This is a genomic window from Paenibacillus sp. A3 (assembly GCF_001399685.1).
Classification (GTDB): Bacteria; Bacillota; Bacilli; order Paenibacillales; family NBRC-103111; genus Paenibacillus_G.
This window is the reverse complement of the sequence record NZ_JTHN01000166.1, coordinates 1-16,485: the sequence shown is the minus strand read 5'-3', so window position 1 is coordinate 16,485 and position 16,485 is coordinate 1. Positions and strand designations below refer to the sequence as shown.

The following is a 16,485-nucleotide window of genomic DNA, read 5'->3' as shown; positions in this document are numbered from 1 at the left end:
GCATCGCCCCGCTGCATGACGCTATTCCGCAGCCATTCGCTGCCGGACGACTTCATACATGAACACCGACGCCGCGACTGAGGCGTTAAGCGAGTTGATTTGACCGAACATCGGCAGCTTCAACAAAAAGTCGCATTTTTCGCGAATGAGCCGCCCGATGCCTTTGTTCTCATTGCCGATCACGATAGCCAGAGGAAGATTCAAGTTTGTTTGATAGACCGGCTGCTGCGCCCCCACATCGGCTCCGGCGATCCAAACGCCCTGCTCCTTAAGCTGTTCGATCGTCTGGGCGAGGTTGGTGACGCGGGCTACGGGCACGTATTCGACCGCGCCTGCGGAGGTTTTGGATACCGTTGCGGTCAGCCCCACGGAACGCCGCTTCGGAATGATGACCCCGTGTACGCCGGTACAGTCCGCCGTCCGCAGGATGGACCCCAAGTTATGCGGGTCCTCGATTTCGTCGAGAATGAGCAGGAACGGCATTTCGTTGCGTTCCGCGGCCAAAGCCAGCAGATCCTCCACTTCGGCATAGGCATACGCCGCTACCTGAGCAACGACGCCTTGATGCTGTACACCGCCGGTCATTTGGTCAAGCTTGCGCTTGTCCGCAAATTGCACGATGACGCCGTTCTGCTTCGCTTCCGCGAGGATCGGCTGGGTAAGTTGTTTTTGAACCTGCTCGGCGATCCAAATTTTGTTGATGGTCCGCCCGGAACGCAGCGCTTCGAGTACGGAATGCTTGCCTCCGATAAATTCTTCCACGTCAAGCGTCCCCCTTTCCTGTTGTCGTTGATGTTTCATCCCGCTCCAAGGAGAGCATCAACAGCTGCTGAAGCCTCTCCCACCGCTGTGTATAATACAAGTAGCCGATCAGGCACTCGAACGCCGTGCTGTGGCGGTATTCGAGCACATCGGCATTTTTGGCCGTTGTGCCCGATTTGGCGTTTCTTCCCCGCTTGACGATATCCGTCTCCTCTTCGGTCAGAAGCGGCAGCCAGCGCTGCAGCGCCTTCGCCTGTGCCTTGGCCGAGACATACCGGGTAGACAGCCGGTGAAGATGGTTCGGCTTATGATTCGTCTGCGAGACGACATATTGCCGGATAAAGACTTCATAGACGGCATCGCCCATATAGGCCAGCACGAGGGGGTTCAACAGCCTCGGCTCGCGCGAAGGCGGAAAAGAAAACAAATTCGCTTGCAAATAAGGCAGCGCCTGTTCATCCCGTTCCATCGCTCTAGCTCCGCCGCCAACGAATGCCTTGGGCCGTATCCTCAAGCACGATGCCGCGCTCAGTCAACAGATTGCGGATTTCGTCGGCTCGCGCCCAATTTTTCGCTTTGCGGGCTTCCGTCCGTTCGACGATCAATTGTTCGATTTCTTCATCCAGCAGATCCTCGGCTTCAGGAGCTAGTATGCCCAGCACTTGATCCATCGCTTCAAACTGCTTCAGCAGCAGCTCCAAGGTGGGAGCCGTCACCTGCTCACGGTTGATGTACGGATTGGCCGCATTGACGAGCTCGAATACTGCAGTTATCGCGTCCGGCGTATTGAAATCATCGTTCATCTTACTTTCGAACTGCTGCTGCGCGGTTAGCACCGCCGCCGCCATTTCGGCATCGACTTCCCCCGCTTCCGCCGTTTTGAGACGGTGCTTCAGCGCGGAAAGACAGTTCTCAATCCGCGCCAAGCTTCCTCTCGCCTGCTCCACAGCTTCGTCGCTGAAGTTGAGCGGATTGCGGTAATGGCCGGACAGCATGAAGTACCGGATGACTTGACCCGGAATCGTCTTCAGCAGCTCGTGTACATTGATTCCGTTGCCGAGCGATTTCGACATTTTCTCATCGTTAACGTTCACGAACCCGTTATGCATCCAGTAGCTGGCCATTTTCTGACCCGTCAAGCCTTCGGACTGCGCAATTTCGCATTCGTGGTGCGGGAAGGTCAGGTCCAGTCCGCCTCCGTGAATGTCGATCGAATCGCCCAAATATTTGCGGATCATCGCCGAGCATTCGATGTGCCAGCCCGGGCGCCCTTCGCCCCACGGACTCGACCAGCTGATTTCGCCCGGCTTCGCCGCTTTCCAGAGCACAAAATCCTGCGGGCTTTCCTTCCGCTCGTCGACGTCTACACGAATGCCATATTGCAGCTCTTCCAGATTCTGGTGCGACAGCTTGCCGTACTCCGGAAATTTGGCCGTCCGGAAGAAGACGTCCCCGCCGGCCTCGTAGGCATAATCTTTCTCCACCAGTCCGGAGATGAAATCGATGATCTCGGCCATGTTCTGGGTGACGCGCGGATGAAGCGTCGCTTCCCGCACCCCGAGCCCTTGGGTGTCTTCGTAATATTTTTGCACGAACAAGTCGGCAACCTCCGGTACGGTGACTCCCATTTCGGCCGCTTTTTTAATCAGCTTGTCGTCCACATCCGTAAAGTTGGCGGCATACGTCACTTCGTAGCCGATCGATTCCAAATAACGTCGCACGACGTCAAAAAAAATGACCGGACGCGCGTTTCCGATGTGAATGTAGCTGTACACGGTGGGACCGCAGACGTACATTTTCACCTTACCCGCTTCCAGCGGTTTGAAATCTTCTTTCGTGCGAGTCAACGTATTATAAATCTTAAGACTCATGTTTCACGGCTCCTCCAATTCTGGTCTTTTCTTGATGACCCTCAGCCTTCAGCTCGTCGATTTGCTGCTGCATTTGGCGAATCATATCGAGAACAGGGTCCGAAAGCTTGTCATGCTCCAAGCGTCCGACGCGCACGCCGTCCCGCTTGACGATTTTGCCCGGGATTCCGACGACGGTGCTGTTGGCCGGAACTTCGCTTAATACGACAGAGTTCGACCCGATCCGCGAGTTGTCCCCTACCGTGAAGGACCCGAGCACCTTTGCCCCGGCCGAGATGACCACGTTATTGCCGATGGTCGGATGCCGCTTCCCCCGCTCCTTGCCGGTTCCCCCAAGCGTTACGCCGTGATAGAGCAGCACGTCGTCGCCGATCTCGCACGTTTCTCCAATGACGACGCCCATGCCGTGGTCGATAAAAAAACGCCTCCCGATCACGGCGCCGGGATGGATTTCGATCCCTGTCATAAAACGGCTGGCTTGCGAAATGATTCGCGCGATAGTGAACCAGCTTTTTTTATAAAACCAGTGCGCCACGCGATGCGCCCAGAGGGCGTGCAAACCGGAATAGGTGAACACGACCTCAAACCAGCTTCTCGCCGCCGGATCGTTCTCAAAGATCGTCTCGATGTCTTCTTTCATTCTGGCAAACACGTATCATCCCCCGTTCCTGTGCGACGCCTTCGTCTACGCATCACGCAAAAAAACGCCTTCCACAGCCTTTTCGGCTGCAGAGGCGTCTTCTTTCGCGGTTCCACTCTGCTTGGATAAACGTACAAGGGCAACGCACGGCCCAACGTCTATCCGTCTCTATCGTTCGTATCGTGAACGTCACGGTAAAGACTACCCTGCCGCTGCACCGGAGCGCTCGCGTCAGATCGTCTTTACGGCTCCCGGGTGCACTTCCGCAAAAGGGGAATTGGACGACTCGCAGCCGGTTCGTTACTGAACCGATCGTCCTCTCTGGGAATCCCGACTTTTCCGTACTTTCCCGTTCGTCGCCGTAGATGTATGTTTTCGAAGAAATGATCTTATTTTTTTCTAAGTATATAAGAAAACCGTAGGCATTACAATAACTTCTTAATGCGTGCGGATACCGTTTCTTTTCCCAGCAAATGCAGCGTTATGTTCAGATCGGGCCCGTGCATTTGTCCCGTCAGCGCCACACGGATGGTCATGAACAGCTGCTTTCCTTTATAACCGGTCTCCGTCTGCACCGCCTTGATCATCGCTTTCAGCGCATCCACGGTAAACTCGGTTGCGGCCTCAACCTGCTTCAAAAAACTGCCAAGAACGATCGGCGCATGCTCTTCGGCAAGCATCGCTTTGGCCTCATCGTCATAGCTGACGTCCTCACGGAAGAACAGCTCGGACAACGGCACGATTTCGGCGGCGTAACGCAGCTGCTCCTGATAAAGCCCGACGAGCGAGTGAACCCACTGCTCTTGCTCGGGGGTGAGCGCCTCCGGCAGCTTGCCGGCTTTCTGTAAATGGGGCAGGGCCAGCTTCGTAATCCGCGCGGTATCGGCTTTTTTAATATAGAGGTTGTTCATCCAGTTGAGCTTGTCCATGTCGAATACGGCCGGACTCTTGGACACCCGGTCCAGATCGAACTGCTCGATCAGCTCTTCTCTGGTGAAAATTTCTTCCTCGCCTTTGGGCGACCAGCCGAGCAGGGCGATAAAGTTCATAACCGCTTCCGGCAAATACCCGAGCTCTTTGTACTGCTCGATGAATTGGATGATGGACTCGTCCCGCTTGCTCATCTTCTTGCGGTCCGGGTTCAAGATGAGCGCCAAATGGGCGAATTCCGGCACAGGCAGCCCGAGCGCCTCGTACATCATAATTTGCCGCGGCGTATTGGTCAAATGCTCTTCGCCACGGATGACCAATGAAATTTTCATCAGATGGTCATCCAAAATAACGGCAAAATTATACGTCGGAATGCCGTCCGGACGCACGATGATGAAGTCGCCGATCCCGTTGCTCTCAAACTCGACATGCTCGCGGATGCGGTCCTCGAAGGCGATCACCCGGTTTTCCGGTACGCGAAAACGAATCGACGGCTTGCGGCCCTCGGCCACAAACGCTTCGACTTGCTCCGGCGTCAAATGACGACATCTTCCAGAGTACATCGGCATCTGCCCTGCCGCTTCCTGCTCTGCGCGTTCCTTCTCCAGATCCGCTTCCGAGCAAAAGCAGCGGTACGCACCGCCGTTTTCCAGCAGCTGATCGACAAACGGCTGATACAAATGAAGCCGCTCCGTTTGCCGGTACGGTCCGTACGGTCCGCCGATGTCCACGCTCTCGTCCCAATCCACGCCGAGCCACTTAAGACCGTTAAGCTGGCTGTCGACGCCCGATTCCACATGTCTCGTCTGATCCGTGTCCTCGAAACGGACAATAAATTTCCCGCCTTGCTTGCGGGCAATCAAATAATCGAACAATGCCGTCCGTGCTCCGCCAATGTGCAAATGCCCCGTCGGACTCGGCGCGTATCTTACGCGAAACTCTGCCATAATGCCCTCTCCTCCCGTACTCCCGCGCCAACCGCTCGCCGGAAGCCATTCGATCCGTAAAAAGATTATTTGTTATAATATCACATCTTTCACAAGACAAACAACCGCCTGTGCGGCAATCCCTTCGCCCCGCCCGGTGAAGCCGAGCTGCTCCGTCGTCGTCGCTTTCACATTAATCTGTGACGGCTCCGATTCGAGCGCGCTTGCGATCCGTTCGACCATTGCGGGAATGTACGGCGCCATCTTCGGCTTCTGCGCGATGATCGTGCAGTCCGCATTGCCCAGACGGTACCCCTCTTGCTTGGCTGTCTCCCATACTTGAACAAGCAGTTTATAGCTGTCCGCATCCTTATACGCGGCATCCGTGTCGGGAAAGTGCTTCCCGATATCCCCGAGCCCCAGCGCTCCAAGAATCGCGTCGGTCAGAGCGTGCAGCAGCACGTCCGCATCGGAATGCCCGAGCAGCCCTTTTTCAAAAGGAATGTCCACGCCGCCGATAATGCACTTGCGTCCCTCCACCAGTTGATGCACGTCGAACCCTTGTCCCACTCGTATCATGACTCTCGCTCTCCCCTGACATGTCGAATGATCCACTCGGCCCAAGGCAAGTCCTCAGGCGTCGTGATTTTGATATTGTAATAGTCGGCTTCGACTACAGCGACCCGGACGCCAAGCCGTTCGACCAGCATGGCGTCGTCCGTCCCGACGAAGCCTTCCTCCCGTGCCCGCTCGTGCGCATCGCGCAGCAAAGAAAAACGAAAAGCCTGCGGGGTCTGAATCGCCCACAAGCTGCGCCGGTCCGGGGTCGCTTGGATCAACCCTTCGCCGTCCACAATTTTAATCGTATCTTTTACGGGTACGGCCAGAACAGCCGCTTCGGTCTCTACCGCTTTATCCAGGCATGCCGCGATATGCTCCCGGGCGGCAAACGGCCGGACGCCGTCGTGCACCATCACCCAATGGGCGGTGCCGTCCAAGGCCAATAGCCCTTGGTAAACGGAGTCTTGACGTTCCTTCCCCCCGGGAATCACCCGCTTCACCTTTCTGAGCCCGTAAGTCTCGATATAGCCCCGGCACCGCTCTACATCGTCCGCACCCGTAACCAACACGACGTCGCTTACGGCTTCCAGCCGATCGAACAGCTCCAGCGTATGTACCAGAATCGGTTTACCGTCCAGCAGCAAGTATTGCTTGCTTTCTTGCGTCCGCATACGCGAGCCTCTGCCCGCCGCTACGACCACGACCCCTAGTTTATCCGTCACCTTGTCCACCTGCCACTATGGTTCGGCTCCGAATGAAGCAAACCCGTTTGCCTTATTCTAAGCGCATCTATCTTATCATACCGTGTTAGAGCGCTTTTTCCAATAGCTTCGGCTTGGCAAATATCATTCGACCAGCTGACGTTTGCAGAACGCTTGTCACCAGCACATCGAGCGTCATGCCGATAAAGTCCCGGCCGCCTTCCACGACAATCATCGTGCCGTCATCCAAATAGGCGACACCCTGTCCGTGCTCCTTGCCGTCCTTGATGACTTGCACCAGAATTTCCTCTCCGGGCAGTACGACCGGCTTCACCGCATTCGCCAGATCGTTGATATTCAGAACCGATACGCCCTGCAGCTCGCATACTTTGTTGAGATTGAAGTCGTTCGTAATCACTTTGCCCTGCAAAGCTTTGGCCAGACGCACAAGCTTGCTGTCCACCTCGGAAATCTCTTCGAAATCCCCCTCGTAGATGAGTACTTTGACATCAAGCTCCTTCTGGATTTTGTTCAAAATGTCCAGCCCCCGACGGCCGCGGTTGCGCTTGAGCAAATCCGACGAATCGGCAATATGCTGCAGCTCTTCCAGCACGAATTCAGGAATGACAAGGGTTCCCTCGATAAATCCGGTTTTGCAAATATCCGCTATACGTCCGTCAATAATCACGCTCGTATCGAGAATTTTATGCTCCTCGAATCCTTTGGGCTCTCCGGACGCTCCTTTCCCGCGATCCGATCGACGTGCGTCCAGCACGGTGAACAGCTCCTCCTGTTTGACTGCCCCAAGCCGATAGCCCGCATACGAAAATGCCGCGATCAGCAGCATGTGCAGCAGGGGGCTGAACACGCCTGCTTGACTGAACGGATGGAGCAGCACCGACGAAAAGAGCAAGCCGACGACCATCCCGATCGAGCCCGCAAGCAGATCGGTCACCGGTACGTTGGCAATCCGTTCCTCTCCCCGCTGCACCACGTTCAGCAGATACGTTAATGCCCAAGAACTGATCGAATAGAAGAGCAGCGCGCCGGCCCCCAGCATCCAGAGGGCTTGTCCTTGAATCTCTTCCCGTCCCAAAACCGATGCTATGAATTCAAAACATGGTTTCCCTATCGTATCACTCCACCGTACTCCTAACGCACCGCCGATTACTGCAAATAGAAGCTGGAACCATTTTTTCATCATAGACTTTCACCTCCATAAAAATAACAAATTCTGCCTTCTTCTACAATTATGATCCAAATTACTCAAGCCTAATCGTATCAGTTGAAGAAAATGAAAAAAAGCATTCATTTTCCTTGCGGAAAACAAATGCTTTTTATTTTCATAGCCTTATGCAGCCTATGCGGTTTTAGATGTTCGTTGTTTTGGACTCCGGCTCTTCCATGGACGGACGTTTTCTTCGTTTCCAGAAGAACAGCCGATCAACGTTTTTTTTTAAGCCGTACAGCGCATAAAGTAGCAGCGGTACGAAGATGAGCTTGGACAGCAGCCCCGGATACATGACAGCCAGTACAACGGCAACCACGACGACAACGGGCGTAATCCAGATGGCAGCTTTCGGGATGCCGACCTTTTTGAAGTTCGGGTATTTCACGGTGCTGACCATCAAGTAGGACAGCAGAAGCGTCGACAAGACGAGTACGACAGTGTTCAACTCTTTATGGAAGAGCGCGAGCGTACACAATACGCCGCCGGCTGCAGGAATCGGCAAGCCGATAAAATATCCCGGCGTCCCGGCAACGACATTGAAGCGGGCCAGACGAAGCGCGCCGCAGATCGGGAAGATCGCGGTCACGATCCACGCTGCCGCTGCATTCATCTCGGTGAAAGCCACCACATACATGATGAACGCCGGCGCTACACCGAACGAGATGACATCGGACAGCGAGTCCAGCTCTTTGCCGAATTCGCTCTGCGCATTGAGCGCACGGGCAACGCGTCCGTCCAATCCGTCCAGAAGCATCGCGACGATGACCATGATCGCAGCAAGCTCGGGTTTACTATTAAACACGGAAATAATTGCAATAATACCTAAGAACAAGTTCCCAATCGTAAACAAGTTCGGAAGGGATTTTGTTATCATTGTTTTAGTCCACCTCTGGTTTTACTGTACCCTAATATCCTAATAATATTTGGCTACCCTCTGATTGTATGCAACTTAAATATGTCTGTCAATGAGCACCTGATCTTGAATCCTCTTTAATCCTTCTTTAATCGTGCGTGCACGAACTTCGCCGATGCCGTCCACTTCGTCCAATTCCTCAATCGTCGCCATCATCAGATGCGGGAGCTGACCAAACCGTTCCACCAGATTATGTATAATGACGGAGGGAAGACGCGGTATTTTGTTCAGTACCCGGTAGCCTCTTGGCGAGATCGTCTCCTCCGCGCTGCCAGTCGTATGCGGATAGCCGAGCGCCCGTGCAATGTGCGAATGATCGAGCATCTCGTCGGTCGAATGCTTCTTGAGCGTCGCTTGGACTTCTTTTACCTTCTCTTCAGTCAACTCTTTGACGTAATCCTTAATCAGCAAGTAAGCTTCATTCTCAGTGTTGCCAACCAATTCCTCCAACTGCATGCTGATCAACCGGCCTTCGTTACCGAGCTCGTTAATGTAACGCTTGATCTCTCCTTTAATACGTAAAACCATCTCAATACGTTGCATCACACCGGTAACATCGTGCAAAGTAACCAGCTCCTCAAATTCGGAAGCGCCCAGATTGGTCAAATCCTGGTCCAATACGGACTTGTATTTCTCCAGCGTTTGGATCGCTTGATTCGCTTTCGTCAAAATAACGCCGATATCTTTGAGCGAATAGCGCAAGCTGCCTTGATACAAGGTAATGACGTTGCGCCGCTGCGAGATGGACACCACAAGCTTGGAGGTCTGCTTCGCGACGCGCTCCGCCGTCCGGTGCCGAATGCCCGTTTCGGTAGACGTAATCGAAGAGTCCGGAATCAGCTGCGTATTCGCATACAGAATACGCTTTAAATCCTCGCTGAGGATGATCGCGCCGTCCATTTTGGCCAGCTCATATAAGTAGTTTGGGGAAAAATCGCAGTTGATGGAAAAGCCGCCGTCTACAATCTCCATCACTTCCGGGCTGTAGCCGACGACGATTAAGCCGCCCGTTTTGGCGCGCAGCACGTTCTCCAGCCCTTCCCGGAACGGCGTGCCTGGCGCAACGAGCTGCAGCAGCTGGCTCATGACGTCGCGTTTTGCTTCTTCCTTGCTCAATGGTGTCCCTCCTGACGAGTTTTGGTGATCAAGTTCGGACGTTCCGAGACAGCTGCAACTGCCTGCGGCCGCTCTTGAATTCGGAAAATTTAATATAACTATAGCGGTATTTTTCCGAATTCAAGGGCGGCACGTAAACTCTCCGGCAGTTGCACTGTTCTCCACTGAAAACTTGATAACCAAAAGAATTATACTAAAGCAGCCGATAGCGCTTCGGCTACGGTGTTGACGCCGATAATTTGAATGCCTGCCGGGGGCGTCCAGCCTTTCAGGCTTTTTTGCGGGAGAATCACGCGGCGGAAGCCGAGCTTCTCCGCTTCCCGCACCCGCTGGTCGACGCGGGACACGCCGCGCACCTCGCCCGTCAGTCCGACTTCGCCGAAGATGACGTCGAACGGCTGCGTCGGCTGTTCGCGGAAGCTGGAGGCGATGCTGACCGCTACCGCAAGGTCGACCGCCGGCTCATCCAGCTTCACGCCGCCTGCGACGTTAAGGTAAGCGTCCTGATTTTGCAAGAACATGCCCATCCGCTTCTCCAGCACCGCGATAATGAGCGACAGCCGGTTATGATCGAAGCCGGTCGCCATCCGCCGGGGGGATGGGAAGTTGGTGGACGAGACGAGCGCTTGAAGCTCTACGAGCACGGGACGCGTCCCCTCCATACTGGCGACGACGGTCGAGCCGGCAACGCCCAGCGGCCGTTCGGACAAAAACAGCTCTGACGGATTGTTAACCTCAACCAAGCCGCTTTCCCGCATTTCGAAAATCCCGATTTCGTTGGTCGAACCGAACCGGTTTTTAACAGCGCGAAGCACCCGGTACGAATGATGCCGTTCCCCTTCGAAATACAGCACGCAATCGACCATATGTTCGAGTAATCGCGGTCCGGCAATGGCGCCCTCTTTAGTAACATGACCAACGAGAACGGTTGCGATTCCTTTCATTTTAGCAATCCGCATAAAATGCCCCGTGCATTCCCGAACTTGAGAGACTGAACCGGGCGCGGAAGCCACGGCACCGTGGTATACCGTTTGGATCGAGTCGATGACGATGAAATCCGGCTCGATCTCGTCAATCGCCGCTTCGATATGCTCCACATTCGTTTCGCAAAGCACGAACAACAGCGGGGAAACGGCTTGCAGCCGGTCTGCCCTCAGCTTCGTCTGGCGGACGGATTCCTCACCGGAAATGTACAGCACCTTCAAGTCCAACTGCGTCAGCAAATGGGACGTTTGCAGAAGCAGCGTCGACTTCCCGATCCCCGGGTCGCCGCCTACCAGAATCAAGGAGCCGGGCACGATGCCGCCGCCAAGCACGCGGTTTAACTCCCGATTGTCCGTTACGATCCGCTCTTCTTGACTGCTTTCTATGTTTATGATAGAAACCGCTTTTTCTTTCTTGTTCAAAAAATTTGTGTGCAGCCCTTTGCTCTTAACAACGGTCTCCACTTCTTCCACAAATGTATTCCAAGCTTCGCAGCCCGGACATTTGCCGAGCCATTTCGGCGATTCGTAGCCGCATGACTGGCAGAAGAACTTCGTTTTTGTTTTCGCCATCATTTAACCCTGCTTTCTGATCCCAACTCAAAGTTTACCATTTTGACCCTGTCTTGAAAACCCTTGCCGCCGCTGAAAAGAAAAAAAGCTTTAATGGTAAATAATAAAAGCATCCCTCCGGCCCAGCTTGCAGCCGTGGGATGCTATGGAAGGAGCCTGCGCTCCTGAATTTTAGACTTAAGCCTCCGTACCGACGCCTTGATTGCGATGAACGATCAATTCGCCGTCCTTCTCGTCGATCGTAAGCGTGTCGCCTTTGGTGATGTTGCCGCGCAGCAATTCCTCCGACAACCGGTCTTCGATGTGCTTCTGAATCGCTCTGCGCAGCGGTCTCGCGCCGAAGGTCGGATCGTAGCCTTCTTTGGCGAGGAACGCTTTGGCCGAATCGGTCAGGAAGAATTCAACTTCCTGCTCTTTCAACCGTTTGCGAAGGTCGTCGGCCATCAAAGTAACGATCTCGGCGATATGCTGTTCTTCCAAGGAGTGGAACACGATAATCTCGTCGATCCGGTTCAAGAACTCCGGACGGAAGCTTTTCTTCAGCTCGCCCATTACTTTTTCTTTCATATTGTTATAATCTTTGCCTGCATCATGTGCGGCAGTGAAGCCGAGCGTCGAGTTTCTCTTGATCGTATCGGCCCCGACGTTCGATGTCATGATGATCAGCGTATTGCGGAAGTCGACCGTACGGCCTTTGGAGTCCGTCAGGCGGCCGTCTTCAAGCACCTGCAGCAAAATATTGAATACTTCAGGGTGCGCTTTTTCGATTTCGTCCAGCAGGACAACGGAGTACGGCTTGCGGCGTACTTTTTCGGTCAATTGGCCGCCTTCTTCGTAGCCGACGTATCCCGGAGGCGCTCCGACCAAACGAGACGTAGAATGTTTCTCCATGTACTCGGACATGTCGATCCGAATGACGGCATTCTCGTCACCGAAGAGAGACTCGGCAAGCGCACGAGCCAGCTCGGTTTTCCCGACACCGGTCGGACCAAGGAAGATAAACGAGCCCATCGGGCGTTTCGGATCTTTAAGACCCGCTCTAGCCCGGCGAATCGCGCGGCTGACCGCTTTGACCGCTTCATCCTGGCCGATCACCCGGTCATGCAGGATAGATTCCATTTTCAGCAGGCGCTGAGTTTCTTCCTCGGCCAGCTTCACGACAGGAATACCGGTCCAGCTTGCTACGACTTGGGCAATATCGTCCGGCGTCACTTCGGAGTCGGTGCGTCCTTGCTTCTCTTTCCATTCGTTCTTCGTCGAGTCGAGCTCTTCCCGCAGCTTCTGCTCCGTATCGCGCAGCGATGCTGCTTTCTCGAATTCCTGGCTTTGCACGGCAGCGTCTTTTTCCTTGCGGATATCATCGAGACGGCTTTCCAGCTTTTTCAGATCCGGCGGTACCGTATACGAACGGAGCCTTACTTTGGAGCTGGCTTCGTCGATCAAGTCGATCGCTTTATCCGGAAGGAACCGGTCCGTAATATAACGGTCGGATAGCTTCACGGCTTGCTCAATGGCTTCATCCGTAATTTTCACGCGGTGATGCGCTTCGTAACGGTCACGCAGCCCGTGCAAAATCTGAATCGCTTCTTCCGGCGACGGTTGATCGACCGTAATCGGCTGGAAGCGTCTTTCCAGCGCTGCGTCCTTTTCGATATATTTGCGGTACTCGTCAAGCGTCGTAGCCCCGATGCACTGAAGCTCTCCGCGAGCCAGAGCCGGCTTCAAAATATTCGAAGCGTCGATCGCACCCTCCGCCCCGCCGGCACCGATCAACGTATGCAATTCATCAATGAACAAGATGATGTTTCCGGCTTGCCGGATTTCATCCATAATTTTTTTCAGGCGGTCTTCGAATTCGCCGCGGTATTTCGTACCGGCGACGACCGACCCCATATCCAAGGTCATGACACGCTTATCGCGCAGCGTTTCCGGAATTTCGTTCGCGACGATTTTTTGTGCCAGTCCTTCGGCAATCGCCGTTTTACCTACGCCGGGCTCACCAATGAGAACCGGATTGTTTTTTGTACGGCGGCTGAGCACTTGAATCACGCGCTCAATTTCTTTGCTGCGGCCGATGACCGGGTCCAGGTTGCCTTCCTTGGCATAAGCCGTCAGATCGCGAGCCAGACCGTCCAACGTCGGTGTATTCACATTCGTCGGGTTACCATGGTTAGGCGAGACCACCTCGCTGCTGCCGAGCAGTTGAAGCACTTGCTGACGGGCCTTGTTCAGGCTCACGCCCAAATTGTTCAATACGCGTGCAGCAACGCCTTCGCCTTCACGAATCAAGCCGAGCAGAATGTGCTCCGTTCCGACGTACGTGTGTCCCAGCTTGCGGGCTTCGTCCATCGACAGCTCGATTACTTTTTTCGCCCGCGGCGTGTATGCGATATTCGATGGCTGCTCTTGTCCCCGTCCGATCAGCGATTCGACTTCGTCTTGAATTTTCTCCAGGCCGAGTCCGAGCGCAATGAGCGCCTTCGCGGCAATGCCTTCGCCTTCACGAATCAGACCGAGCAGAATGTGCTCTGTTCCGATATTGTTGTGTCCCAAACGAACTGCTTCCTCCTGCGCCAAGGACAATACCTTTTGCGCGCGTTCCGTAAATCTGCCAAACATCATGTGTAACACCTCCAAAGATTGGTATAGCGTATGCTTATTATGCGGTTTCGTATGTTGACGGCTAGCCCGTTTCCGCAATTTTTTCTCTGATGAGCTGTGCCCGTCTAATGTCTCTTTCTTCAGGTGTCAGCTTTTCTCCTGCCGTCTGCTGCAAAAAACCCGGCTGGGTCATAACCAAAAGCTCGTTGAGCACATGCGGAGAGACATTTTTGATAAACCCGAGATCAATCCCGAGCCGCACGTCCGACAGCCGCTGCGCCGCTTCTTTGGAATCCATAATCGCCGCATACGACAAGACGCCGTAAGAACGGCTGACCCGGTCCAAAATTTTGGCTCTCGTCTCGTAGATCAGCTTCTGTCTGGCTGCACGTTCGTGCTCGATAATTTGCCTTACGACGCTGTACAGGTTATCGATAATTTCCTCTTCGGATTGTCCCAACGTAATCTGGTTCGAAATCTGGAACAGATTGCCGAGCGCTTCGCTGCCTTCGCCATACAAGCCCCGCACGGCCAGCCCCACCTGAGTAATAGCCGACAATATGCGGTTGATCTGCTGCGTCAGCACGAGCGCGGGAAGATGGATCATCACCGAAGCGCGAATCCCCGTGCCCACGTTCGTAGGACAGCTCGTCATGTACCCACGCTTTTCGTCAAAAGCATAATTTAAATGCGTTTCGAAAATATCGTCGATCTGGTTGGCCAGATCCCAAGCTTCTTTAATCTGAAAACCAGGACACAAGCACTGAATCCGAAGATGGTCTTCTTCATTGACCATAATGCTAACGGACTCGTTGTCACTGAGAATGACGGCTCCGTTGCGCGATTCGTTAGCCAATGCCGGACTAATCAAATGCTTTTCGACCAGCACCCGTCTCTCCAGTTCATTCAACTCGGAAAGCGGCAGCATCGAAAACCGGCTGATCGTACCCAACTCTTCATTATGAGCGACTTGGGCTACTTGCTCCAGCACTTCCTTCGATTGCTGGTTCGTTGCCAACATGGGGAAGGGGTACGCCTGTATATTTCGCGCGATGCGTATGCGGCTGCTAATGACGATATCCGAATCCGGCCCTTCACCCTTCATCCAATCGCTAAGCGCATTCTCTGTAAAACGGCTTGCTTCCGTCATAAGCACTCCTCCTTACGTCACCCGTCTAACCTTCGGCAACCTTTTTCTCAAGCTCGCGGATTTGATCCCGCAGACGGGCTGCTTCTTCGAATTCCTCATTATCGATACGGATCAGCAATTCCTTTTTCAACTGATCGATTTCACGCTTATGTTTAATTAACCCGCCGGATCGCTTGGGAACCTTGCCGGTATGAATAATGTTGCCATGGACGCGTTTGAACAACGGGTCCAGCTTCTCCCCAAAATGCTTATAGCACTCGCTGCAGCCGAAACGGCCGACCTTACTGAACTGCGTATATGTTAGTCCGCAGTGCTCGCAGCGGCTGGGCTGTACTTTGTTGGCGAGCGTACTGTGCGCCGACGGTTCGAAATCAAGCAGTCCGCTGAGCAGATTATGAATGGAAAACCCATTGGCCGTCCCCGGGATGAGCTCCCCTTTTTCTCTGGCGCACGATTCGCAAATGTGAAACTCCGTCTTCTCGCCATTCAAAATTTTCGTAAAATGAAGCGTCGCTTGCTTCTTGCCACATTCCTGACAAATCATCTGGGTCCCTCCTTTAATCTTGCCTTGGGACGGCAGGATACGAATATCATTTGCTTAGCAAAGAAATCAACATCGCCTTCAATATTCTTGCCCTGATCTCATCCCTTAGAGGCAGCTTCAAGATCAGGACCTCCCGGGTAATGGCTGCTTTCATCAATGCCGCTTCCCGCGAAGTGATGAAGCCCCCTTCTTCCAGCTGATACAGCAGTCCTTCGGATGCAAGCTGATCCATGTGCGTACCGATGGTTTGGAAAATATGATCCATCACCGCGCCATGCGATTGCAGCTCGATTCTTTGAATTCGAATGTAACCGCCGCCGCCCCGCTTGCTCTCGACAATGTACCCTTTCTCCAACGTAAAACGGGTACTAATGACGTAATTGATCTGCGAGGGAACGCAGTTGAATTGATCGGCCAGCTCATTGCGTTGGATCTCGATCACACCGTCGGGGCTCTGCTGCAAAGTTTGCTTCAGATATTGCTCAATAATTTCTGAAACATTGCGCATCTATTCGACCTCCCGCGACAGAAGTAAAACCATATTTAAAGCAAAGAAAGCCTAGATGATCTGGTATAAGTCTAGGTGGCAGAATCATTGACTTTGACTTTCTTTGACTTTAACTACATTATAGCAGATTTGCGTAAGATTGCAACTCCCCCACCTATTTCTTAGTTTGGGGTCGTCCGGGCACTTTTATTCTTGCCGAGATAAAGAAAAAGAGCCTCTCCGGATAAAATCCGAAGAAGCTCTTGTGCTTGGCGACGTCCTACTCTCCCAGGACCCTGCGGTCCAAGTACCATCGGCGCTGGAAGGCTTAACGGTCGTGTTCGGGATGGGTACGCGTGGTTCCCTTCCGCCATCATCACCAAACGGATTGCGATGTTTCTGCCACGAAACATCTTTACTTTGTTCAAGGCGACTTGCACCCTGAAAACTGGATCGAAACATAGCGTAAAGTGAATCGTATTGGATAAGCCCTCGA

The 16,485-nt window shown here is 53.6% G+C and carries 15 protein-coding genes and 1 rRNA gene; all 16 read right to left on the bottom strand.

All coding sequences use genetic code 11. The features are described from left to right. Nucleotides 1-21: 21 nt before the first annotated feature. The 16 genes from rlmB to rrf all read right to left on the bottom strand — a co-directional run bounded on the left by rlmB (nucleotide 22) and on the right by rrf (nucleotide 16,373). Nucleotides 22-762: a 23S rRNA (guanosine(2251)-2'-O)-methyltransferase RlmB gene (gene rlmB, locus QJ48_RS24015; protein WP_054975987.1), complete on the bottom strand. Its 741-nt coding sequence runs from the start codon at nucleotides 760-762 to the stop codon at nucleotides 22-24. A 1-nt stretch (nucleotide 763) separates the two neighbouring features. Continuing rightward, complete coding sequence (locus QJ48_RS24010; RefSeq protein ID WP_054975986.1) at nucleotides 764-1,231, bottom strand: Mini-ribonuclease 3; 468 nt, start codon at nucleotides 1,229-1,231, stop codon at nucleotides 764-766. A 4-nt stretch (nucleotides 1,232-1,235) separates the two neighbouring features. Then, nucleotides 1,236-2,633: a cysteine--tRNA ligase gene (gene cysS, locus QJ48_RS24005; RefSeq protein WP_054975985.1), complete on the bottom strand. Its 1,398-nt coding sequence runs from the start codon at nucleotides 2,631-2,633 to the stop codon at nucleotides 1,236-1,238. Continuing rightward, on the bottom strand, nucleotides 2,623-3,285 hold the full coding sequence (cysE, locus tag QJ48_RS24000) for a serine O-acetyltransferase (protein WP_193394487.1): 663 nt from the start codon (nucleotides 3,283-3,285) through the stop codon (nucleotides 2,623-2,625). Before cysE ends, cysS begins: the two co-directional genes overlap by 11 nt. 413 nt (nucleotides 3,286-3,698) lie before the next feature. Further along, a complete protein-coding gene (gltX, locus tag QJ48_RS23995) occupies nucleotides 3,699-5,153 on the bottom strand; it encodes a glutamate--tRNA ligase (protein ID WP_193394488.1) in 1,455 nt (484 codons plus the stop codon). 69 nt (nucleotides 5,154-5,222) lie between these two features. Further along, a complete protein-coding gene (ispF, locus tag QJ48_RS23990; RefSeq protein WP_054975983.1) occupies nucleotides 5,223-5,708 on the bottom strand; it encodes a 2-C-methyl-D-erythritol 2,4-cyclodiphosphate synthase in 486 nt (161 codons plus the stop codon). After that, nucleotides 5,705-6,412, bottom strand: a complete 708-nt coding sequence (ispD, locus tag QJ48_RS23985; RefSeq protein WP_082420660.1) for a 2-C-methyl-D-erythritol 4-phosphate cytidylyltransferase — start codon at nucleotides 6,410-6,412, stop codon at nucleotides 5,705-5,707. The genes ispF and ispD overlap by 4 nt, the downstream gene beginning before the upstream one ends. Before the next feature lie 85 nt (nucleotides 6,413-6,497). After that, nucleotides 6,498-7,595 (bottom strand): PIN/TRAM domain-containing protein, encoded by a 1,098-nt coding sequence (locus tag QJ48_RS23980; RefSeq protein ID WP_054975981.1) that lies wholly within the window; start codon nucleotides 7,593-7,595, stop codon nucleotides 6,498-6,500. A 166-nt stretch (nucleotides 7,596-7,761) separates the two neighbouring features. Beyond that, nucleotides 7,762-8,496 (bottom strand): CDP-diacylglycerol--serine O-phosphatidyltransferase, encoded by a 735-nt coding sequence (gene pssA, locus QJ48_RS23975; protein WP_054975980.1) that lies wholly within the window; start codon nucleotides 8,494-8,496, stop codon nucleotides 7,762-7,764. A gap of 75 nt (nucleotides 8,497-8,571) precedes the next feature. Continuing rightward, a complete protein-coding gene (gene disA / locus QJ48_RS23970) occupies nucleotides 8,572-9,651 on the bottom strand; it encodes a DNA integrity scanning diadenylate cyclase DisA (protein ID WP_272948151.1) in 1,080 nt (359 codons plus the stop codon). Nucleotides 9,652-9,839: 188 nt separating this feature from the next. Beyond that, on the bottom strand, nucleotides 9,840-11,207 hold the full coding sequence (radA, locus tag QJ48_RS23965) for a DNA repair protein RadA (protein ID WP_054975979.1): 1,368 nt from the start codon (nucleotides 11,205-11,207) through the stop codon (nucleotides 9,840-9,842). 177 nt (nucleotides 11,208-11,384) lie between these two features. After that, a complete protein-coding gene (gene clpC, locus QJ48_RS23960; protein WP_054975978.1) occupies nucleotides 11,385-13,829 on the bottom strand; it encodes an ATP-dependent protease ATP-binding subunit ClpC in 2,445 nt (814 codons plus the stop codon). Between the two features lie 61 nt (nucleotides 13,830-13,890). Next, nucleotides 13,891-14,958, bottom strand: a complete 1,068-nt coding sequence (locus tag QJ48_RS23955; protein WP_054975977.1) for a protein arginine kinase — start codon at nucleotides 14,956-14,958, stop codon at nucleotides 13,891-13,893. A 25-nt stretch (nucleotides 14,959-14,983) separates the two neighbouring features. After that, the gene (locus tag QJ48_RS23950) at nucleotides 14,984-15,502 is read right to left on the bottom strand and encodes a UvrB/UvrC motif-containing protein (RefSeq protein WP_054975976.1); all 519 of its coding nucleotides are present in this window, start codon (nucleotides 15,500-15,502) and stop codon (nucleotides 14,984-14,986) included. A gap of 46 nt (nucleotides 15,503-15,548) precedes the next feature. After that, the gene (locus tag QJ48_RS23945) at nucleotides 15,549-16,010 is read right to left on the bottom strand and encodes a CtsR family transcriptional regulator (RefSeq protein WP_054975975.1); all 462 of its coding nucleotides are present in this window, start codon (nucleotides 16,008-16,010) and stop codon (nucleotides 15,549-15,551) included. Nucleotides 16,011-16,256: 246 nt separating this feature from the next. Further along, nucleotides 16,257-16,373: ribosomal RNA gene (gene rrf / locus QJ48_RS23940) — 5S ribosomal RNA — on the bottom strand. Nucleotides 16,374-16,485: the final 112 nt, after the last annotated feature.